Raw genomic sequence first — 20375 nt, 5'->3', positions numbered from 1 at the left:
GTGATGGACGCTCACGGCGAGCGCGCGAGCGACGTCGACCTGCTGCGCGCCCACGTCGCCGGTGACCGGGACGCCTTCACCGAGCTGTTCCACCGGCACCGGGACCGGCTCTGGGCGGTCGCCCTGCGGACCCTCGGCGACCGTGAGGAGGCCGCCGACGCCCTCCAGGACGCGCTGCTGTCCGCCCACCGGGCGGCGGCCCGGTTCCGGGGCGACTCGGCGGTGACCACCTGGCTGCACCGGATCGTGGTGAACGCCTGCCTCGACCGGATCCGCCGCCGGCAGGCGCACCCGACCGTCCCGCTGCCCGACGGCACGCACGGCGTCGACGGCGGCCCGTCGACCGGCGGGTTGGAGCCCGCCGCCCCCGTCCAGGACCACGACACCGCCCTGGTGGTCCGGCAGGCGCTCGCCGAACTGCCCGTCGAGCAGCGGGCGGCGCTGATCCTCGTCGACGTGCAGGGCTACCCGGTGGCCGAGGTGGCCCGCATCCTCGACGTCGCCGAGGGGACGGTCAAGAGCCGCTGCGCCCGGGGTCGGGCCCGGCTCGCCGTCGCCCTCGGGCACCTGCGTACGGGCGCACTGCCCGACGGCCCGGCCGGCGACGCCGCAGGGGCGGGCCGACAGCCCGGCCCCGCCGTGCGGCTGGCCTCGCCGCGCGCCGGTGCCGACGGCTCCCACGGCCCGGACGTGCCCGCCGTCACCCAGGGGAACCCCCGGCCCGCCGACGGCGTCCGATCAGGGTCGGGACGCTCCCGGCGCGTCGCCAACCAGGAGGACTCGTGACTGCCGGGGGGTTCAGGGAGGTCGACCTCGACCTGCTCGCCGACTACCTCGGCGGCGCGTTGGACGGCACCCCCGACGAGGCGGTCGTGGCGCGGCTCGTCGCGGAGGACCCGGCATGGGCCGAGGCCCACGACGCGCTGGCGGCGGCCTTGGCCCCGGTCGGCGACGCCCTCGCGGCCTGGGCCGGGCCCGCACCGCAGATGCCGCCGGTGGTCGCCGACCGGATCACCGCCGCGCTGGCTGGTGCCGGCCCCGGCACGCCCGCCGGTGTCACCGACCAGCCCGACCGGGCGGGCCTCGCCGAACCGGTCCGGGTCGGCCGGGTGCCCGCCCAGCCCACCGGCGGTACGCGCCGGCCCGCCGGCGGTCCCGGCCCGGCTACCGGCCGCCCCGGGGGTCGTGGGCGGCGCTGGGCGCGGCTCGCCGGGCCGGTGGCCCTGGCCGCGGCCTCGGTCGTCGCCGTCGGGTTCGGGCTCAACCAGGTGGTCGGCGACAGCGACCAGAGTGGCGGCACGGCCGACCGGGCGATCAGCGCGCAGGCGGAGTCGGGCGGCGGCGCGTTCACCGTCGCCGGCGCGCCGCGGCGCTCGGGCACCGACTGGACGCCGGAGACCCTGGCCGCCGGCGATCGGCCGTCCCCCGGTGCCAGCGAGCCGCCGAGGTCGTTCGGGTCGGGGCCGGACGCGCCCGTCGGGGGCGACAGCGGCGAACGGCTGCCGGCCGTCGGGGACCTGGGCCGACTCACCGGCACCGCCGCCCTGGCCGACTGCCTCACGGCCGTCAGCGCCGAGCACGGGGCCGGTCCGCTCACCGTCGACCTCGTCGACTACGCGCGCTTCCGGGGCGCGCCGGCGCTGGTCGTACGCTTCGTCGACCCGTCCGGGGAGCGCTGGGCGTGGGTGAGCGGCCCCGAGTGCGGGGTGCCCGGGTCCGGTGCCGACACCCGCTACCGGACGCGGGTAGGGTGAGGCCGCGGCCGGCCCGGCGGGCCTCCACCGGCCGCGCCTGATTCACATCTGCCGTTCTTCCACGTGACGTGACCCACCGGATGACCGGCTCGGGAATCCCCACTTCGTACGATGACGTTCTGCAAGTCAGTAGTCGGCGTCTGCGCGGCGTCGACGCTCCGACCGGCATCGGTGCGCGTGCCGATGGCGACCACACACATCGGGAGACGGCAGTGGACGAGGTCCGCAACCTGATCATCATCGGCTCCGGGCCGGCCGGTTACACGGCGGCGGTCTACGCCGCGCGCGCCAACCTCAAGCCCCTGATCATCGAGGGCGTGCAGTCCGGCGGTGCGCTGATGACGACCACCGAGGTGGAGAACTTCCCCGGTTTCGCCGACGGCATCCTCGGCCCCGAGCTGATGGACAACATGCGCAAGCAGGCCGAGCGGTTCGGTGCCGAGTTCCTCACCGACGACGTGACCCGGGTCGAGCTGACCGACACCGGCAGCGTCGGCTCCGACGCGGTGAGCACCGTGTGGGTCGGCGAGACGGCATACCGGGCGAAGGCCGTCATCCTCTCCACCGGCTCCGCCTGGCGCCCGCTGGGCGTGCCGGGCGAGCAGGAATACCTGGGCCACGGCGTGTCGTCCTGTGCCACGTGTGACGGCTTCTTCTTCCGCAACCAGCACATCGTGGTCGTCGGCGGCGGCGACTCGGCGATGGAGGAGGCCAGCTTCCTCACCCGGTTCGCCGAGTCGGTCACCATCATCCACCGGCGCGACTCGTTCCGGGCCAGCAAGATCATGGCCGAGCGGGCGCTGGGCAACGAGAAGATCAAGGTCGAGTGGAACAGCGTGGTCGAGGAGGTCCTCGGCGACGACGGCAAGGTCACCGGCGTCCGCGTCCGCAACGTGCACACCGGGGAGGCCAAGGTCCTCGACGTCACCGGCGTCTTCGTGGCGATCGGCCACGACCCGCGCAGCGAGCTCTTCCGGGGCCAGGTGGAGCTGGACGACGAGGGGTACGTCAAGGTGCAGGCCCCCAGCACCCGCACCAGCATCCCGGGCGTGTTCGCCGCCGGTGACGTGGTCGACCACACCTACCGGCAGGCCATCACCGCGGCCGGCACCGGCTGCGCCGCCGCCCTCGACGCCGAGCGCTTCATCGCCACGCTCGAAGGCTGAGCGCCGCACCCCGGGCTTCCCGGGTGGCGCACCAAACGACTGAAGGAACACATCGCAACCCCCGTAGGAGGGTCATAGTGGGAGCGACAAAGGCGGTCACCGACGCGAGTTTCGCCGTCGACGTGCTGAAGTCCGACAAGCCGGTGCTCGTCGACTTCTGGGCGGAGTGGTGCGGCCCGTGCCGCAAGGTCTCGCCGCTGCTCGAGGAGATCGCCGGCGAGATGGGCGACCAGGTCAGCATCGTCAAGCTCAACATCGACGAGAACCCGGAGACCGCGCGCGCGTACCGGGTGATGTCGGTGCCGACCCTGACCGTGTTCAAGAACGGCGAGCCGGTCCAGTCGATCGCCGGCGCCAAGCCGAAGGGCGAGCTGGTCAAGCTGATCCAGTCCGCGCTCTGACAGCCGCTACGCGAAGCCCCGTACCCCGTTGGGTGCGGGGTTTCGCATTTCGCGGGCCGTGACCTGCGCGGACACCGCCACCCCGGGCGGCCGGACCGCATAGCCTCAACCCGGGAGCCGCCGGCCGGCGACCCTGCGAAGGGGGCGAGCGTGCGTCCGATCCGACCCGGTGACCGTGGACCGGCGGTGCGCGAGATCCGCGCCGTCCTGACCGGTCTCGACCTGCTCGCGGCCGGGCCCTCGGCCGGCGACGAGTTCGACGCCGACACCGAACGCGCCGTGCGGGCGTTCCAGCAGTCCCGGGGGCTCAGCGTCGACGGGCGGGTCGGCGCGGAGACCTGGCGCGCCCTGGACGCCGCCCGCTGGCGGCTCGGCGCGCGCACCCTCTACCACGCGGTGCCGGAGCCGCTGACCGGCGAGGACGTCCGGTCGCTCCAGGAACGCCTGCTGGAGATGGGGTACGACGTGGGACGCGCCGACGCCGTCTACGGCGTACGCACCTCGCGGGCGGTGGCCCAGTTCCAGCGCGAGATGGGGCTCAAGCCGGACGGCTCCTGCGGCCCGCAGACCATGGGGACACTGCGCAGGCTGGGGCGGAAGGTGGTGGGCGGCCGGCCGCAGTGGCTGCGCGAGTCCGACGCGATCCGGCAGGCCGGCCCGACCCTCGTCGGCCGGACCGTGGTCATCGACCCGGGGCACGGCGGCACCGACCCCGGGGTGGTGGTGCCGGACGGCCCGTTGCGCTGGACCGAGGCCGACCTGGTGCACGACCTGGCCAGCCGGCTGGAGGGGCGGCTCGCGGCAGCGGGCGTGCGGGTGCAGCTCACCCGGGGCCCGACGCCGCAGAGCTGCCTGCCGGACGCCGAGCGGGCGCAGCTGGCCAACTCCCTCGGTGCCGACGTGTTCATCTCGCTGCACACCGACGGGCACGCCAACCCGGAGGCGGAGGGGGTGGCCACCTACCACTACGGCACCGGCAACGGGGTCACCTCCGCGACGGGCGAGCGGCTGGCCGGGCTGGTGCAGCGGGAGATCGTGGCCCGCACCGGCCTGCGGGACTGCCGTACCCACGCCAAGACGTGGGAGCTGCTGCGGCTGACCCGGATGCCGGCGGTGCGGGTGGAGGTGGGCTACCTGACGTCGCCCACCGACCGGGGGCGGCTGGTCGACCCCCGGTTCCGGGACCGGCTGGTCGAGGCGATCGTCGCCGCCGTCCAGCGCATGTACTTCCCGATCGAACGGGACGTGCCCACCGGCTCGATCGACGTCAGCGCGCTGCGCGCGGCGGTCGCGGCAGGTCGCCGGGTGGGCGCGAACTGAGCCGCCCGCCCCGGGACAGCCGGTGGCGCGTGTGCGAGGCCGGACGCCGGCCGGTCAGCCGCCGGTGGAGCGGGTCGCCGGGGCGGGCCGGACCGGCCGGAGCAGGGTCTCGGGGCTCATCGACCCGAGCAGCTTCTCCAGGGCGTATTCGACGTCGGACTTCCAGCTCAGCGCGGTGCGCAGCTCCAGCCGCAGCCGGGGAAAGCGGGGATGCGGGCGGACCGTCTTGAAGCCCACCGACAGGAAGAAGTCGGCGGGGGCCACGCACCCGCCCGCCGGGTCGCCCTCGTCGCCGAACTTCGCGTCCCCGAACGCCTCGATCGCCTTGATGCCCCGCTTCGTGAGGTCCCGGGCGACGCCCTGCACCAGCATCCGGCCGAGCCCGCCACCGGCGAAGGGCGCGACCACGTGCGCGGTCATCAGCAGCGCCGCGTCGGCGGAGACGGGGGAGGTGGGGAACGCCATCGACCGGGGCACATAGGCCGGCGGGGCGAACATGACGAACCCGGCGGGCATGCCGTCGACGTACGCGAGCTTGCCGCAGGAGCCCCACTCCAGCAGTGTCTGCGAGACCCAGGCCTCCTTCTCCAGCCCCGGGTCGCCGGCGGCACACGCCCGGTCGGCCGAAACCGGATCAAGCTCCCAGTGGACGCACTGCCGGCACGGCCGGGGCAGGTCCTCCAGGGTGTCGAGGGTCAAACTGACCAGACGTCGCGACATCGGCGCATCCCCACCTTAGGCTCGGAGGCGAGAACGACGCCGCCGCCTTCGGCGCCTCCGACGAGCGATCGTACGCCGCCGGACGGCGGTACGGGAGGGGACGCGCGAAACACCCCGCAGCGCCCATCCGGGCCCGCCGTTGCGCCGCAGGGCCGGTCCGGGATGTGGACGGCCGGCAAATCGATCGGCCCGTCCGAGCGGGAAAGGACTACCATCGGTGGTCTGCGTCCCGTGCCGCCATGGTCTGCGGTGTCCCGGGTACCCCCGGGGGGCGGGAGCCGCCCGACACGCGATCGAGGTGATGTCATGACCGGCACGACGCTCGACGACTACACCGACCGCTACGCCCGGCGCGTCCGGGGCATGACCGCCTCGGAGATCCGCGCCCTGTTCGCGGTGGCCAGCCGGCCCGAGGTGGTCTCCCTCGCCGGCGGCGCGCCCTACATCGCCGCCCTGCCACTGGACGCGGTGGGCGAGATGCTCGGCCGGCTCGGCTCCGAGCACGGCGTCACCACCCTGCAGTACGGCATCGGGCAGGGCACCCTGGAGCTGCGCGAGCGGATCTGCGAGGTGATGGCGCTCTCCGGCATCGACGCGTCCTGCGGGGCCTCCCCGGAGGACGTGGTGGTGACCGTCGGCGGGCAGCAGGCGCTCGACCTGGTGGCCCGCCTCTTCCTGGACCCGGGTGACGTGGTGCTCGCCGAGGGGCCGACCTACGTCGGCGCGCTCGGGGTGTTCCAGGCCGCCCAGGCACAGGTCGTGCACGTGCCGATGGACGACGACGGGCTGATCCCGGAGGCGTTGGAGACGGCGGTCGCCGAGCTGGCCCGGGCCGGGCGGCGGGTGAAGTTCCTGTACACCATCCCGACGTACCAGAACCCGATGGGCGTGACGCTCAGCGAGGAACGGCGCGAACGGGTCCTCGACATCTGCGAGCGCGCGGGCCTGCTGGTGATCGAGGACGACCCGTACGGGCAGCTCGGTTTCGAGGGTGACGCCCCGCGGCCGCTGCGGGCCCGGCGGCGCGACGGCGTCTTCTACCTCAGCACCTTCTCCAAGACCTTCGCCCCGGGGCTGCGGGTGGGCTGGATCCTGGCCCCGCACGCGGTCCGCGACAAGCTGGTCATCGCCAGCGAGGCGAACATCCTCTGCCCCAGCGGGTACGCCCAGGCCGCCGTCTCGACCTACCTGGGGACGATGCCGTGGCGCGAGCAGCTCAAGGTCTACCGGGAGGTCTACCGGGAGCGCCGCGACGCCCTGCTGGCCGCGCTGGAGGACCTGATGCCGGCCGGCACCACCTGGACCAGGCCCACCGGCGGCCTCTTCGTCTGGGCGAGCCTGCCCGACGGCCTGGACTCCAAGGCGATGATGCCGCGCGCGATCGCGGCCAGGGTGGCCTACGTGCCGGGCACCGGCTTCTACGCCGACGGCACCGGCACCGGCAACATGCGGCTGAACTTCTCCTTCCCCACGCCGGAGCGGATCCGGGAGGGGGTGCGCCGGCTGGCCGGCGTGATGGAGCAGGACATCGCCATGCGCCGGGTCTTCGGCGGCACCGTCGGTCGTCCCGGTTCGCGGCGGGGGCAGGCCGGCGCGGACACCCCGGGACCCGACTTGGCATGATTCCGGCATGGCTGCGATCCCTGCCGAGCGAATCACCGTGACCGACCCCAACAGCACCACCGAGCTGCACGTGCTGGTGCTCGCCGGTGGCCTCTCCTACGAGCGGGACGTCTCGCTCCGTTCCGGCCGCCGGGTGCTGGACGCGCTCCGCGCCGTCGGGGTGGAGGCGGAGCTGCGGGACGCCGACGTGGCCCTGCTCCCGGCGCTGGTCGCCGACCCGCCGGACGCCGTGGTGATCGCGTTGCACGGCGCGACCGGCGAGGACGGTTCGCTGCGCGGGGTGCTCGACCTGTGCGACGTCCCGTACGTCGGCTGCGACGCCCGGGCGTCCCGCGTCGCCTGGGACAAGCCGTCGGCGAAGGCGGTGCTCCGCGAGGCCGGCCTGCCCACCCCCGACTGGGTGGCCCTGCCGCACGACCGCTTCTCGGAGCTGGGGGCGGTGGCGGTGCTGGACCGGATCGTCGACCGGCTCGGGCTGCCGCTGATGGTGAAGCCGGCGCAGGGCGGTTCCGGCCTGGGCGCCGCCGTGGTCCGGGACGCCGCGTCGCTGCCGGCCGCGATGGTCGGTTGTTTCGCATACCACTCGACGGCGCTGGTCGAGCGGTACGTCTCCGGCATGGACGTCGCGGTGTCGGTGGTCGACCTCGGGGAGGGCCCGCAGGCGCTGCCCGCCGTGGAGATCGTGCCCCGCAACGGCGTGTACGACTACGCCGCCCGGTACACCGCGGGCCGGACCACCTGGCACACCCCCGCGCGACTCGACCCGGAGGTCGCCGACACGGTGGCCCGCGTCGCCGTGTCGGCCCACACGGCGCTGGGGCTGCGCGACCTGTCCCGGGTCGACCTGATCGTGGACGCCGACGGCCAGCCGCACGTGCTGGAGGTCAACGTCTCGCCGGGCATGACGGAGACGTCGCTGCTGCCGCTCGCCGTCCAGGCCGCCGGGCTGGACTTCGGCCGGTTGATCGGCTCCCTCGTGACCCGGGCCGCCGCCCGGCGCGGCTGACCGGCCGCGGTCACCGGGCCTCGTCGGTCGGCCCGTCCGCCGGCTCCGGGATCTCCTCGGCGGCCTCGATCACGCCGACGCCGTCGTCCTCGCCCACGGCGTCGGAGGACGACTGGGTGCCGATGCTCGACGGCGCCTGCCACTGGATGCGGGGCGGCTCGGCCAGCGGCCGGCCACCGAACTCGGCCAGCCAGGCGGCCACCATGGCCAGGTTCTCCCGCCACTGCTGCTCGGAGATCGGCGGGAGGATGGAGTCCCACAGCGACAGGAACGTGCCCCGCAACTGGAGGCGCCCGTACGGCCGGGCGAGGAACCACAGGTGCAGGTGGGCCGACCCGTCGCCCCACCGGTTCACGTGGACGCGGGCGACGCCGTCGAGGGACCGGATGGCCTTCTCCAGCCGTACCGTCATCACGCCCAGCTCGGCGGCGAGAAGATTGGGCAGGTCGCCCAGGTCGAGGTGGGAACGGGACTCCAGGATCAGCACCATCGGCAGCCCGGTGGGCCGGTCCATGGCGCGGACACGCCACCGCTCGCCAACCCAGATGTACGCGTCGTCGGGCGCGGCGCAGGCAGTGCACTCCCGGTTCCCCTCGCCCTTGCGCGGGGGTTCCACCGGGACGGGATCCTCAAGGTGCTTGACCCGGAGGTCGCCCTCGAAGGGAAAGGAAGGCCAGGAGGTGAAGTCGGGGACTGCGGGAGGGGTGTCGTGCACGACGCTGACCCTAACCGAGCAAGCGGGCCCTGTCCCTACCTGATTCGTCCAGCGTCGAGGGCGGCCAGGCCCCTCGGACCAGGCCCACGCGGTCGCTGGACGGGGCGAGTTCCGCACCCCCGCGCAGTGTCGTCCCGCGCGGTCCACGAGCGTTGTCCACACGTTATCCACAGGCCGTCGAGACCGTCGCCACGGCCCGTCGTCCACAGGCTGACACCGCGTTTCACGCGGGGTTTCACGTGAAACAGGGTGGGGCTGTGGAAAACCGCTGTGGATAACTCCACGCTTCTCGGCGAGGGTTGTGCACAGCCTTCTGTCTCCCTCGTTCCTAACGAGCCGGCGGCCTGCGGGTCGCTGCCTGAGCGCCCGGAGATGGGCCCGACCTGCCGCCGTCTTCCGGGCCCGGGCGACGCCTGCTCCTGGTGCCGCGAGGGTGGGGCGGGCCGTCCGAGGGGCGCACTCCCGCATCGCCCGACGTCCACCGATGGGGCCCCGGCGTCCCGCGCCCTGGCTCTCCGGGCTCCCGAGGCACCCCACCCTCTCCGATGACGGGGAACTGACCATCGGCGAAGGGCTCTACACCTCCCATCAAGCCGACGCCGGTCGCGACCCTCCCGTCATCTCGGCGCGGGCGCTCACAGCGCAGCCGCGTGGTGCCGTCGGTGTGCCCGCTGCCGTCCGGGGCGGCGAAGCGGCGGTAGCCCATTGGGAAGGTGCGGTCGTCATGACCGCCGAAGACCGGCTCCCCTGAGCACCCAACCGAACGGCTACGGGGGCGACGTGCTGATGCCGACCTTGGTGCTGGACCGTCGCGGCTGCTGCTGCACCCGTCGGGGCAAGCGACGCCGTCGGGGTAGTGGCGACCGCCGAGCGCCTCGGGGCCGGTCGAGGACCGCCGAGCGCAACGGGGGCCAGTCGAGGAGCGCCGAGCGCCTCGGGGGCCCCGTTCGAGGACCGCCGACCTGGCCCCGAGGCTCAAGGATCGCCGAGGACGGGCGAGCGGAGAGATCGCCGTTGGCGCGCGGCGAACAACCCGTCGCTTCGCGACCGCACAGGAAAGAGCGGACCAGCCCGCTGAGGAGGCCGTACAGGTCCGAACCGACAAGTGCGGTGCAGTGGGGTCGGATCGCACGCCTGCGCTGGTATGAGGGCCAACTGATGCTCTGCCGCCGCTTCACGGGCGCTGATGGTCTGCCGGCGCTTCACGGGCGACAGCCTTGGCCCGCCCCGTTCTCTCAGGTCGCGCTTGTGAGGGGGCCGCGTCCCCGACAAGGGCTACGGGTTCAGGGCCGGGGTGCCGGAGCCCGGCCGTACTTGCGCCGACCAGAGGAAGCGCCGGAGTCGCCTCGCGCCGCGCACGTCCGGGGCTCGCCATTCCCGGCCGCGGGGCACCGATCGGACGGCCCGAGCGTGCCCCCGAGCGTCCTGCGTCTTCCGCGCCCCGGCCTCCCGATCCCGGCTTCCACGTCCCTTCGTGTCCGATGGCTCCTGGAGCCGTGCGCTCCGGCCGACGGCTGATGCTGCTGGTGCCGGCCCCGGTACGCGGCCCAGGGCCGGCGTGCTGGGTGTCGGCACCAGCATGGCCGAGGGTTTCCCGGCTTCCGGTTCCACGTGAAACAGGGCGGCAGCTCGCCTCCGCACGGGGCCGGGATGGGCCGTTCCCTCGCCGCCCCGGCGGGAGCGAGCCGGAGGGGATCACCGAGCACGGCTACTCGGGCATCGGCCATCACGAGCCACAGACCGCGAGCGAGTTGGAGCGGCTCATCGTCACCAACTCGCCGCCACCGCTCCCCTTGCCGGTCCTGCGGCTGCCGAAGGCCTCGCGGCACGGCACCACCTCTTGGCACGGAGGACCGTTTCACGTGGAACCAGTGGGCGGGACACTCGCGGCATCGGGCGGGCCAGGCGGTGAGTTACGCGGATTCGGCCGGCGGGACCCGAACCTCGACGTCCGGCTCGGACGCTGTCTACGGCGGCTTTGCCGGGGTGAGAGCCGAAGCCGAGGCCTGGTGCTGAGTGGCGTCCGTGCGGATGTCCTCGTTTCACGTGGAACCCGTCCACAGGCTGGTCGCCGAGGAGCGACGCAGCTCGGGGTCGACATGGCGGCCCTCCTCCGTCCGGCGGCCCTCCTTCCTCCGGCACCCGTCGCCATGTCGGCGACATCGCGGTATCCGGGGCCTCGGGATACCCCATGTCGCCGGCATGGCGACCGACGACGCCAGGTCGGCGGTGACCGCCACCGGGCGCCCGGCCAGGGAGAAGCTCAAGTCGGCAGAGGCGTAGGCCCTGCCGGCCCAGCACAGCCCATTCGAGGGAGCGCGTCCGGCGCGGGCGAGCCCGCGAGCCAACGGCGCCGATCCCGCAAGCCGACAGCGGCAAGCCCACGTGCCAACGGCACGATCCCGCGAGCCCGCGAGCCAACGGCGGCAAGCCCGCGTAGCAATGGCGCCGACCCCCCGGGCACTGCGGTGCCCCCGCTCCGCGCCCGGGGGCGTGCTCGGCATTACCTGTCCACCAACGTCTTCGGCGTATGCGATGGGCTCCGAGCCGATCGTCGGCCGAGACGTGTCCCGTCTCCCACCACCATGGGGCGAGTCCGCCTGGCGGTCACCTCCGACGGCGGGCAGCCCACCGGAGACCGGGAGGTTTCACGTGGAACGTGTCGGCGACCGCGGCGCACGGAGGTGGACGGCCCTCGCACCGCCTCACGGAGCCTGGGCCGCATCGTGCCGACCGCCACGGGGCGACGACTGCCGGAGGCGATGCCCCTCGGGACCACCCGGGCAGCAGCCTGAAACGCCGCCGGCCGCGTCGCCCGGGTGGGACGGCGCGGCCGGCGGGCAGGCGCGCAGGTCAGTCCTCGGGGGTGTCCTCTTGACCGACCCCGATGAGGCCGACGATCCGTTCCAGGTCGTCGACCGTGGCGAACTCGATGGTGATCTTGCCCTTGCTCCGGCCGATGTCCACCTTCACCCTGGTGTCGAACCGGTCGGAGAGCCTGTCCGCGAGGTCCGTGAGGGCCGGGGCGTGGGCAGTGGTCCGCCGCTTCGCGGCCGGGGCCTTCGCCGGCCCGTCCGCCAGCGCGAGCGCGACGATCTCCTCGGTCGATCGGACGGAGAGCCCCTCGGCGACGATGCGCGCCGCGAGTTGCTCCTGCGCCTGCGCCTCGTCCAGGCTCAGCAGCGCGCGGGCATGGCCGGCGGAGAGCAGCCCGGCGGCGACGCGGCGCTGCACCTGGGCGGGCAGGTTCAGCAGCCGGATGGTGTTGGAGATCTGCGGGCGGCTCCGGCCGATCCGGCGGGCCAACTCCTCGTGGGTCGCGCCGAACTCCTCCAGCAGTTGCTGGTATGCGGCGGCCTCCTCCAGCGGGTTGAGGTTGGCCCGGTGGATGTTCTCCAGCAGCGCGTCCCGGAGCATGGCGTCGTCGCGGGTGTCCCGGACGATGGCGGGAATGTTCTCCCGGCCGACGGCCTGCGCGGCCCGCCAGCGGCGCTCGCCCATGACGAGTTCGTACTTCTCGCCGTCGAGTGCCCGCACCACGATCGGCTGGAGGAAGCCGACCTCCTGGATGGAGGTCTTCAGCTCCTCCAGGGCCTCCTCGTCGAAGACCTGGCGGGGCTGCTTCGGGTTGGGCACGATCGCGTCGACCGGCACCTCAGCGAACCGGGCACCGGGCACCGGGCTGAGTTGAGGCTCGGACGGCGGCATGACCGCAGGGGCCTCGACGTCGACCGGCGCCACCATCGGGGCCGGCGCCGAGGCCGGGACGGGCGCCTCGCCGTCTTCGGGCATCGCCGTCGTCGTCTCGACGGGCTGGACCGGGCCAGTGGGGATCAGCGCCCCGAGCCCTCGACCCAGACCCCCCCGAGGACGGTTCTTCATACGATGCCTCCCAGCGACTTGTCCGCACTACGCATTCCGGCTCACCGGCTCCTTGACCCCACGCTCGGCGATCTCCTGGGCGGCCTCGAAGTAACTCGTCGCCCCCCGTGAACCGGGATCGTAGGTCATGACCGACTGGCCGTAGCTCGGTGCCTCGGAGACTCGGACGTTCCGGGGGATCACCGCCTGCAGGACCTTGTCGCCGAAGTGGTTCCGGACGTCCTGCTCCACCGCGTCGGCCAGTCGGGTGCGCCGGTCGTACATGGTGAGCAGGATGGTGGAGACGTCGAGCCTGGGGTTGAGGTGCTTGCGGACCAGGTTGATGTTGTTGATCAGCTGGTTCAGCCCTTCCAACGCGTAGTACTCGCACTGGATGGGGATGAGCACCTCCTGCGCGGCCACCAGGGCGTTGACGGTGAGCAGGCCCAGCGACGGCGGGCAGTCGATGAAGACGTAGTCGAAGTGGCCGGGGTAGGCGTCGATCGCCCGGGAAAGCCGCGACTCGCGGGCCACCACGGACACCAGCTCGATCTCCGCGCCCGCGAGGTCGATCGTGGCCGGCACGCACCACAGGTTGGGGATGCCCTCGACGCCCTGGGCCACCTCCTCCAGCGGAACGCTGTTGATCAGGCAGTCGTAGACGTCCGGCACACCGGTGTGGTGCGGGACGTTCAGCCCGGTCGACGCGTTGCCCTGCGGGTCGAGGTCGACCACGAGGACCCGGTTGCCGTGCAGGGCGAGCGCCACCGCCAGGTTCACCGTGGTCGTGGTCTTCCCCACGCCGCCCTTCTGGTTGGCGACGCACATCACCCGGGTCCGCTCCGGACGCGGCATGGTCACCTCGCCACTCGGATTAAGGATCTGCACGGCGCGCATAGCCTCCATAGCCAACGGTGGGTCATCCTCTTCGCGCGTCGGGGTTTCACGTGAAACGTACGCGGCATCGGCCGGTTCGGTGCCATAGGCCCCGGCCTGCGGTGCCGGCGTGTCGACTGGAACGGCGGCTCCCGGGGCCGCGTCAGGCACCACGTGCGGTGCGGGTTGCTGGGGGAGCACGACGGCAGGCCGGGGTGTCGACTCGAAGTGAGCGGAGGGCCCGGGGTCGGAACCGTCGGCCGCCGGAACGCCGGGGCGGCCGGCCCTGCCGTAGACCGTCCCGGACGCCTCCGCCCGGGGGGCGGTGGTGCCGGTACCGGCGGCGGCAGGGGCGTCGCGGCGTGGAGCGGGGCCGCCGCCGATCGGGTGTGCCGCCGCCCCGTAGGCGTCGCCGGGCCAGCCGGGCTCGTCGGTTTCACGTGAAACGGGGCCCGCTGCGGACCGCTCTCCGCGACCGTTCACCCGTGGATCGTCGTACCTGCCGTCGTCATGCACCTGTCATCCCTACCCGCTCCGGATGGTCGGCCCGCACCCCGTCGTCTTGGCCACGCTCGTTCGCATCACGGAGCCTACGGCCCGGCGGGAGCGGCCGGGACCCCCTGAGGGTCAGATGCCGTCCACTCCACACTATCGACGCGCGGTCAGCCTACGGCGGACGGGCGCGGCCGGTCCACGCCGGATTTCCCGCCCGCGCGTGCCCGCACCCGTATCAACGACCCGACCTGCGGCGGGAAGCCGGCGCGCGAGGACAAAGGCGGTCAGCGGCCCCGGCGACGCCCGCTGCGCGAGCGCTTCGCCGCCGACTTGACGCGGGGCTGGTTCACCACCCGCTCGCGCACGATCTCCACCACCGTCGCCGGCGGCTCGATCACACCGACCCCGCAGCGCTGCACGGTCGGCTCGCCCCCGCCCAACTTGGCGACGGCCTCGGCGTGCTCCGCGATCTCGTCGGCGGCGGAAGCGCCCTTCATCGCCACCAGCCGCCCGCCCCGCACGGTCAGGGGGAGACACCAGGCGGCGAGGCGGTCGAGCGGGGCCACGGCGCGAGCGGTGACGATGTCCGCGCTGAAGGGGCCGACGCCGGTCGAGCCGGTCGCCGCCTCCTCGGCCCGCCCCCGGAAGACCCGGACCGTCTTCGCCAGCCCCAGGTTCTCGACCACCTCGATGAGGAAGGAGGTGCGTCGGGCCAGCGGCTCGACCAGCGTGACGGTCAGGTCGGGCCGCGCGATGGCCAACACCAGCCCCGGCAGGCCCGCGCCCGAGCCGACGTCGAGCACCGACGCGTCCGGCGGGATCCGTTCCGCCACCGCGGCGCAGTTGAGCAGGTGCCGGTCCCAGATGCGCGGTGCCTCCCGTGGCCCGATGAGGCCGCGGACCACCCCGTCGGTGGCGAGCAGCTCCGCGTACGCGGCGGCGAGTTCGAGCCGGTCGCCGAAGAGGGCACGGGCGGCCTCCGCCAGCTCCGGCGGCAGCGTCGCGACGGCCGGATCCGGTGCCTCCCCCGTCGGGCGGGGCGCATCGTCGCCGAGGGCCGGCACCGTCACGCTGGTCGGCGCGGCCTCGACGCCGGGCGCTGCTTCGTCGGCCGCCCCGGGCCGGGCAGGCGACGGCCCGGGCGGCGTGCCACCCGGGCCGGACACGGCTGCCGCCGTGGTGTCGTCGTGGGTCACCTGGTCAGTCCGCGGGCCGGACGACGATGCGGCGGTTCGGCTCGACGCCCTCGGACTCGCTCTCCACGCCGCTCATCGCGTTGACGACGTCGTGGACGCACTTGCGCTCGAAGGCGGACATCGGTTCGAGCCGCACCGGCTCCCCGTACTCCTTGACCTTCTCCACCGCGTTCTTGGCGACGGCGGCGAGCTCCTTGCGCCGGGTGGCGCGGTAGCCGCCGACGTCGAGCAGCAGCCGGCTCGGGGTCCCGGTCTGCCGGAACACCGCCAGCCGGGCCAGCTCCTGGAGCGCCTCCAGGGTGGCCCCGCGCTGCCCGACCAGGTTCTGCAGTCGGCCGCCGACGACCTCGACCACCGGACGCCCACCGGACACCAGCTCGTCGATGTCCCCGTCGTAGTCGAGGATGTCGAGCAGCCCTTCGACGTAGTCGGCGGCGATCTCGCTCTGCCGGAACAGCTCGCTCTCGGCCGGCGCCTTCTTCTCCCGGGGAGCGGCCCCGGTCTCGGCCTCCTCCTCGGTGTCGTCGGTGGCCTCGATCGGCGTGCTCTCCTCGTCCACTGACTGGTCAGCGCTGGGGATGCTGGTCTCGGTCACGGTCTCATCTCCGTACTCGCTCGGCCGGACCGTCGGGTCCGCTGGTTCCCCGGGGGCCGGCGGGAGATCACCGGTGCCCACGGGCACGTCTGTACGGGCGGCTGGCGCCCGCGACCGCGCTACGCGCGGTGGGTCGGGCCCGGCGCTGCCCCTCGGGCGGCGGCCAGGGCTCGGTCCCGCCCGTGCCGGGCGGCCGGCGCGGGTGGGGAGGCGTCAGCCCTGGCGCTTGGCCGGGCCGCTCTTCTTCGGGTTGACCGGCTTGGCGCCCGGCTTCGGGCCGGCGACCTTCGGCGTGGCCGGCGCCTGCTTGACCGGCGCGGGGGCGGCCTTGCGGCCGAACAGGCCGGCGGTCTTGGCCGGCTGGACCGGGCTGTTGGACTTGACGCCGGTGCGGCCTGGGGTGGGCGGCGGCGGGTACTTGCGCAGCACCCACTGCTGCTGGCCGAGGGTGAACAGGTTGTTCGTGACCCAGTAAATGATCACACCGATCGGGAAGATCGCGCCGGAGACGAGCAGCGACAGCGGGATGCCGTAGAGCATCAGGCGCTGCACCATCTTCTGCTGCGGGTCCTCCGCCCAACCGGTCTTGAGGATCATCTGGCGGCTGGTGAGGTAGGTGGTGCCCATCATCACCAGGACCAGGATGCCGGCGATCACCTTCACGGTGGTGCCGTTGGCCCCGAGGCGGGCCAGCTCGTCGGCGGTCGAGCCGAACTTGCCGGCGATCGGTGCGGTGAAGAGCTTGGCGCTGGAGGCGCTGTTGAACTGCTCGACCGTCCAGCCGTAGAGCGTCTTGCTGTCCTTGGCCGGGTCGAGGCGGCGCAGCACGTGGAAGAGGCCGAGGAAGACCGGGATCTGGAGGAACATCGGAAGGCAGCCCATGAGCGGGTTGGCCTTTTCCTTCCGGTAGAGCTCCATCATCTCCTTCTGGAGCGTCTCCCGGTCACCCTTGTGCTTCTCCTGGAGCTCCTTCACCTTGGGCTGGAGCGCCTGCATCGCCCGCTGGGACTTGATCTGCTTGACGAAGACCGGGAACAGGATCACCCGGACGGTGACCACCAGGAAGACGATGGCCAGGATCCAGGCCCAGTTCGTCCCGATCACCGCGTCGACCGGTACTCCGATGGCGTCCCAGGCCGAGTGCCAGGTCAGCAGGATCCACGAGATCGCGTAGTAGATCCAGTCCAGACTGAACAATTCTCAGGCTCCAGTCACTTCGGCACGGCGGCGACCGCCCGGCTCGGGCACCGGGTCGTGTCCACCAGGGTGAAAGGGGTGGCAGCGCAACAACCGTCGGACCGTCAGACCGGCCCCCCGAATCGCGCCGTGCCGGGCCACGGCCTCAAGGGCGTACGCACTGCACGACGGGTAGAACCGACAGCGGGCCGGCAGTGCCGGGCTTATCCAACGACGGTACGCGACGATGGGGCCGGTCAGCACCCGGGCACCCAAGCTCGTCGACGGCGACGCCGTGGAATCGCTGCTCATCGGGGCCGCCGCCCCCGGGGGGCACGGGCTGTGGCGATCGCCGCGTCGAGGTCGGTCCCGAGCCGGGAGTATGACGCCTCGGCTGCGGCCGGGAGTGCCCGTACGACCAGGGTGCTGCCCTCGGGCAGGGCCGCGAGCCGCTCGCGGACCAGGTGCCGCAACCGACGCCGGACCACGTTGCGGACGACGGCCGGGCCGACGGCCTTGGACACGACGAAGCCGGCGCGGGTCGCTGCGGAGGTGTGCTCCGCACCGGTGGTCCGCGCCGGCTTCGGCGAGACGTCCGTCGGTGTCCCCGGTGTGCCGGGCAGGGTCAGGTGGACGACGAGCACGCCACGGCCGGCCCGGCGACCAGCCCGGACCGCTGCGGCGAAGTCACTGCTGCGCCGCAGTCGTTGCGCGGCGGCCAGCACGACTGCCCACGTCCCCCGGACCGGCCTCGGTCGGCCTCAGGCCGACAGGCGGGTGCGGCCCTTGGCGCGACGGGTCGAGATGATGGCGCGGCCGGCCCGGGTGCGCATACGCAGCCGGAAGCCGTGGGTCTTCGCGCGCCGGCGGTTGTTCGGCTGGTAGGTGCGCTTGCTCACGTCAGGCTCTCCGTTTTCGTACGCCCCGGGCGCGGGATCGCCGGGGTCGTGTGGTGGTCCAGGCCACCTCGGCGGTGGCCCCCGATCGGTGCTGCCCGGCGGCGCGGAACCTCGGCGATGCGAGGGAGGCGACCGCGGACAGCAAGCACGCACCACCCTAGCAGAGGGCGGCAGAGCAGCCGATCCAGCCTACGCAGAGGGGCAATGAGCGTCAAACACCCCGCCACACCCCCACAGCGCCCCTGACCACGACCGAAGCGCTGCTTTTCACTGATGTCGCCAAGGGTGCCACCGCGTCGACGGTTGATGGCCCCGGCCCCGCGCTGTTAGCGTGCGCGTTTGCGGTCGGCGTCGTCGCCCCGTTCCCGTCGTCGGGCGAGACGGTCGTCGTCGAGCAGGACCGGACTCGGGCAAGACCCGACCAGGCAGTGAATCGTTCGGCACGGTGAAACCCGCTTCAGCGCCCGTTCAGACAGGGGGCAGGTCCCACCCGCTTCGGGCGGGGGGCCACAATCGGTCAGTACACACAGGCTGTGGATAACTTGTGGACGACGGCCGGTGAGCCGTCCGGCTGGACCACCGCGGCGGTCGGGAGCAGAAGCGAGGGGGGTGGCACGACGGTGGCCGGTACGACCGACCTAGCCGCGGTGTGGACGGCGACCACGGACGAACTCGCCGACGAGATCATCTCCGCGCAGCAACGCGCGTACCTGCGGCTCACCCGGCTCCGCGCGATCGTCGAGGACACCGCCCTGCTCTCCGTGCCGGACGCCTTCACCCGCGACGTGATCGAGTCCCGGTTGCGGCCGGCCATCACCGAGGCGCTGACCCGGCGGCTGGGCCGCCCGATCCAGGTGGCGGTGACCGTCCGGGTCGCCGAGGACCCCTCGGGTCGCCCCGCCGGCACGGTCTACCGCAGCACCCCGGACGCCGGGCCGGGCGAACAGCCCGCCCTCGACGGGTCCGTCGGCTTCGACGCCGCAGCGGCGTTCGACGGCCGGGGGTACGACGAGCCCGGCGCGGGCCGACACGAACCCGCGCTCGGCTTCCCCGCCCCGGGCCATCCCGGCCACGACGAGCCGGGCACCGACCACGCGCGGCCACCCCACCCGGGCCAGGACGGCACCGCCGGGCATCCCGGGCACGGGGTGGCGGAGCCGGGGCCCGCGTCCCGGCCAGCCCCGAACGACGACGGGCACCGCCAGGGGCTCGTCCCCGCCGCCCGCGACGCCCAGGAGCCCCTGTTCGGCGACGCCTTCGCCGAACCGCTGGTGCCGGGCGCCGACCGGCGCGGCTTCGAGGAGCGGCCCCGGATCGACGTCGGCGGGGCCCGGCCCTACGAGGGCCGATACGCGGCCGGCGCCGTGCCGGCCCCCCAGCGGTTGCCGCGCGACGGCGGCACCGACAGCGGGCCGGGTCGCAGTGGCATGGATCACCGTCCGGGTGGACGGGACGACCGGCGGCTCCCCGGCGGGGCGGAGACCGGTGGGAACCGGCTCAACCCGAAGTACATGTTCGAGACGTTCGTCATCGGCTCGTCCAACCGGTTCGCGCACGCCGCGTCCGTCGCGGTCGCCGAGTCGCCGGCGAAGGCGTACAACCCGCTGTTCATCTACGGCAGCTCCGGGCTCGGCAAGACGCACCTGCTGCACGCCATCGGTCACTACGCCACCACGCTGGGCAATGCTCGCTCGGTCCGGTACGTCTCGACCGAGGAGTTCACCAACGACTTCATCAACTCGGTGCGCGACGACAAGACGAGTGCGTTCCAGCGCCGCTACCGCGACGTCGACATCCTGCTGATCGACGACATCCAGTTCCTGGAGAACCGCGAGCGGACCCAGGAGGAGTTCTTCCACACCTTCAACACGCTGCACAACGCCAACAAGCAGATCGTCGTCACCTCCGACCGGTCGCCCAAGCAGCTCGCGACGCTGGAGGACCGGCTGCGCACCCGGTTCGAGTGGGGACTGCTGGCCGACATCCAGCCGCCCGACCTGGAGACCCGGATCGCGATCCTGCAGAAGAAGGCGGCCCAGGAGCGGCTCTACGCGCCGCCGGACGTGCTGGAGTTCATCGCGTCGCGGGTGTCGAACTCGATCCGGGAGCTGGAGGGGGCGCTGATCCGGGTCACCGCGTTCGCCAGCCTCACCCGGTCGACCGTCGAGCTGTCGCTGGCCGAGGAGGTGCTGCGGGACTTCATCCCCGACGGTGCCGGCCCCGAGATCACCGCCGACCAGATCATGGTCTCCACGTCGGAGTACTTCGGGGTCAGCCTGGAGGACCTGCGCGGGCACTCCCGCTCCCGGGTGCTGGTCAACGCCCGCCAGGTCGCCATGTACCTGTGCCGGGAGCTGACCGACCTGTCGCTGCCCCGGATCGGGCAGGCGTTCGGCGGGCGGGACCACACGACCGTCATGCACGCCGACCGGAAGATCCGCCAGCAGATGGCGGAGCGCCGCTCGCTCTACAACCAGATTGCCGAGCTGACCAACCGGATCAAGCAGACCACCTGAGGCGTACGCCCACCACGCCCGCGCCCGCAGCGGCGACCGACGCCCGGCCGACCACG

The 20375-nt window shown here is 73.3% G+C and carries 17 protein-coding genes and 1 pseudogene; 8 read left to right on the top strand and 10 right to left on the bottom strand.

The window, feature by feature from the left end:
- Positions 1 to 3 precede the first annotated feature (3 nt).
- The 5 genes from sigM to ACVMYR_RS04335 all read left to right on the top strand — a co-directional run bounded on the left by sigM (position 4) and on the right by ACVMYR_RS04335 (position 4641).
- The gene (sigM, locus tag ACVMYR_RS04355) at positions 4 to 786 is read left to right on the top strand and encodes an RNA polymerase sigma factor SigM (RefSeq protein WP_043960985.1); all 783 of its coding nucleotides are present in this window, start codon (positions 4 to 6) and stop codon (positions 784 to 786) included.
- Positions 783 to 1754, top strand: a complete 972-nt coding sequence (locus tag ACVMYR_RS04350; RefSeq protein WP_457121142.1) for a hypothetical protein — start codon at positions 783 to 785, stop codon at positions 1752 to 1754. Before sigM ends, ACVMYR_RS04350 begins: the two co-directional genes overlap by 4 nt.
- A 212-nt stretch (positions 1755 to 1966) precedes the next feature.
- Entirely contained in the window at positions 1967 to 2920 is a 954-nt protein-coding gene (gene trxB, locus ACVMYR_RS04345) for a thioredoxin-disulfide reductase (protein WP_353900085.1), read from the top strand.
- Between the two features lie 77 nt (positions 2921 to 2997).
- Positions 2998 to 3321, top strand: coding sequence for a thioredoxin (gene trxA, locus ACVMYR_RS04340; protein ID WP_043960991.1), 324 nt, complete (start codon positions 2998 to 3000; stop codon positions 3319 to 3321).
- Positions 3322 to 3471: 150 nt separating this feature from the next.
- Positions 3472 to 4641 carry an N-acetylmuramoyl-L-alanine amidase gene (locus ACVMYR_RS04335; protein ID WP_077935353.1) on the top strand — a complete coding sequence of 390 codons (1170 nt, stop codon included), beginning with the start codon at positions 3472 to 3474 and terminating at the stop codon, positions 4639 to 4641.
- Between the two features lie 54 nt (positions 4642 to 4695).
- Here the strand turns inward: ACVMYR_RS04335 and ACVMYR_RS04330 are convergent, their stop codons facing one another.
- The gene (locus tag ACVMYR_RS04330; RefSeq protein ID WP_077935354.1) at positions 4696 to 5361 is read right to left on the bottom strand and encodes a GNAT family N-acetyltransferase; all 666 of its coding nucleotides are present in this window, start codon (positions 5359 to 5361) and stop codon (positions 4696 to 4698) included.
- A gap of 306 nt (positions 5362 to 5667) precedes the next feature.
- On the opposite strand from ACVMYR_RS04330, the gene ACVMYR_RS04325 reads away from it, so the two are divergent.
- Together ACVMYR_RS04325 and ACVMYR_RS04320 are read left to right on the top strand one after the other, a co-directional pair.
- Entirely contained in the window at positions 5668 to 6984 is a 1317-nt protein-coding gene (locus ACVMYR_RS04325) for an aminotransferase-like domain-containing protein (RefSeq protein ID WP_077935355.1), read from the top strand.
- Positions 6985 to 6991: 7 nt separating this feature from the next.
- Positions 6992 to 7990 (top strand): D-alanine--D-alanine ligase family protein, encoded by a 999-nt coding sequence (locus tag ACVMYR_RS04320; protein WP_457121141.1) that lies wholly within the window; start codon positions 6992 to 6994, stop codon positions 7988 to 7990.
- 117 nt (positions 7991 to 8107) lie between these two features.
- Here the strand turns inward: ACVMYR_RS04320 and ACVMYR_RS04315 are convergent.
- The 9 genes and pseudogenes from ACVMYR_RS04315 to rpmH all read right to left on the bottom strand — a co-directional run.
- Positions 8108 to 8705, bottom strand: a pseudogene (locus ACVMYR_RS04315) (hypothetical protein); the annotation flags it as partial.
- 2853 nt (positions 8706 to 11558) lie between these two features.
- Positions 11559 to 12587 (bottom strand): ParB/RepB/Spo0J family partition protein, encoded by a 1029-nt coding sequence (locus ACVMYR_RS04310; protein WP_077935358.1) that lies wholly within the window; start codon positions 12585 to 12587, stop codon positions 11559 to 11561.
- A gap of 27 nt (positions 12588 to 12614) precedes the next feature.
- Entirely contained in the window at positions 12615 to 13958 is a 1344-nt protein-coding gene (locus ACVMYR_RS04305; protein WP_457121140.1) for an AAA family ATPase, read from the bottom strand.
- A 263-nt stretch (positions 13959 to 14221) separates the two neighbouring features.
- Entirely contained in the window at positions 14222 to 15001 is a 780-nt protein-coding gene (gene rsmG / locus ACVMYR_RS04300; protein ID WP_457121296.1) for a 16S rRNA (guanine(527)-N(7))-methyltransferase RsmG, read from the bottom strand.
- A gap of 136 nt (positions 15002 to 15137) precedes the next feature.
- The gene (locus ACVMYR_RS04295; protein ID WP_077935360.1) at positions 15138 to 15728 is read right to left on the bottom strand and encodes a Jag family protein; all 591 of its coding nucleotides are present in this window, start codon (positions 15726 to 15728) and stop codon (positions 15138 to 15140) included.
- A gap of 213 nt (positions 15729 to 15941) precedes the next feature.
- On the bottom strand, positions 15942 to 16925 hold the full coding sequence (gene yidC, locus ACVMYR_RS04290) for a membrane protein insertase YidC (protein ID WP_457121139.1): 984 nt from the start codon (positions 16923 to 16925) through the stop codon (positions 15942 to 15944).
- A gap of 3 nt (positions 16926 to 16928) precedes the next feature.
- Complete coding sequence (gene yidD, locus ACVMYR_RS04285) at positions 16929 to 17216, bottom strand: membrane protein insertion efficiency factor YidD (protein ID WP_077935362.1); 288 nt, start codon at positions 17214 to 17216, stop codon at positions 16929 to 16931.
- Positions 17213 to 17629, bottom strand: coding sequence for a ribonuclease P protein component (gene rnpA / locus ACVMYR_RS04280; RefSeq protein ID WP_077935363.1), 417 nt, complete (start codon positions 17627 to 17629; stop codon positions 17213 to 17215). The genes yidD and rnpA overlap by 4 nt, the downstream gene beginning before the upstream one ends.
- Positions 17630 to 17665: 36 nt before the next feature.
- Entirely contained in the window at positions 17666 to 17803 is a 138-nt protein-coding gene (rpmH, locus tag ACVMYR_RS04275) for a 50S ribosomal protein L34 (RefSeq protein WP_074478258.1), read from the bottom strand.
- Positions 17804 to 18423: 620 nt separating this feature from the next.
- Between rpmH and dnaA the strand changes: the two genes are divergently transcribed.
- Entirely contained in the window at positions 18424 to 20319 is a 1896-nt protein-coding gene (dnaA, locus tag ACVMYR_RS04270; RefSeq protein ID WP_457121138.1) for a chromosomal replication initiator protein DnaA, read from the top strand.
- Positions 20320 to 20375: the final 56 nt, after the last annotated feature.

It is taken from the genome of Micromonospora sp. PTRAS2, assembly GCF_054052245.1.
The sequence above is the reverse complement of the archived record's forward strand: the minus strand, read 5'-3'. Positions and strand labels throughout refer to the sequence as shown.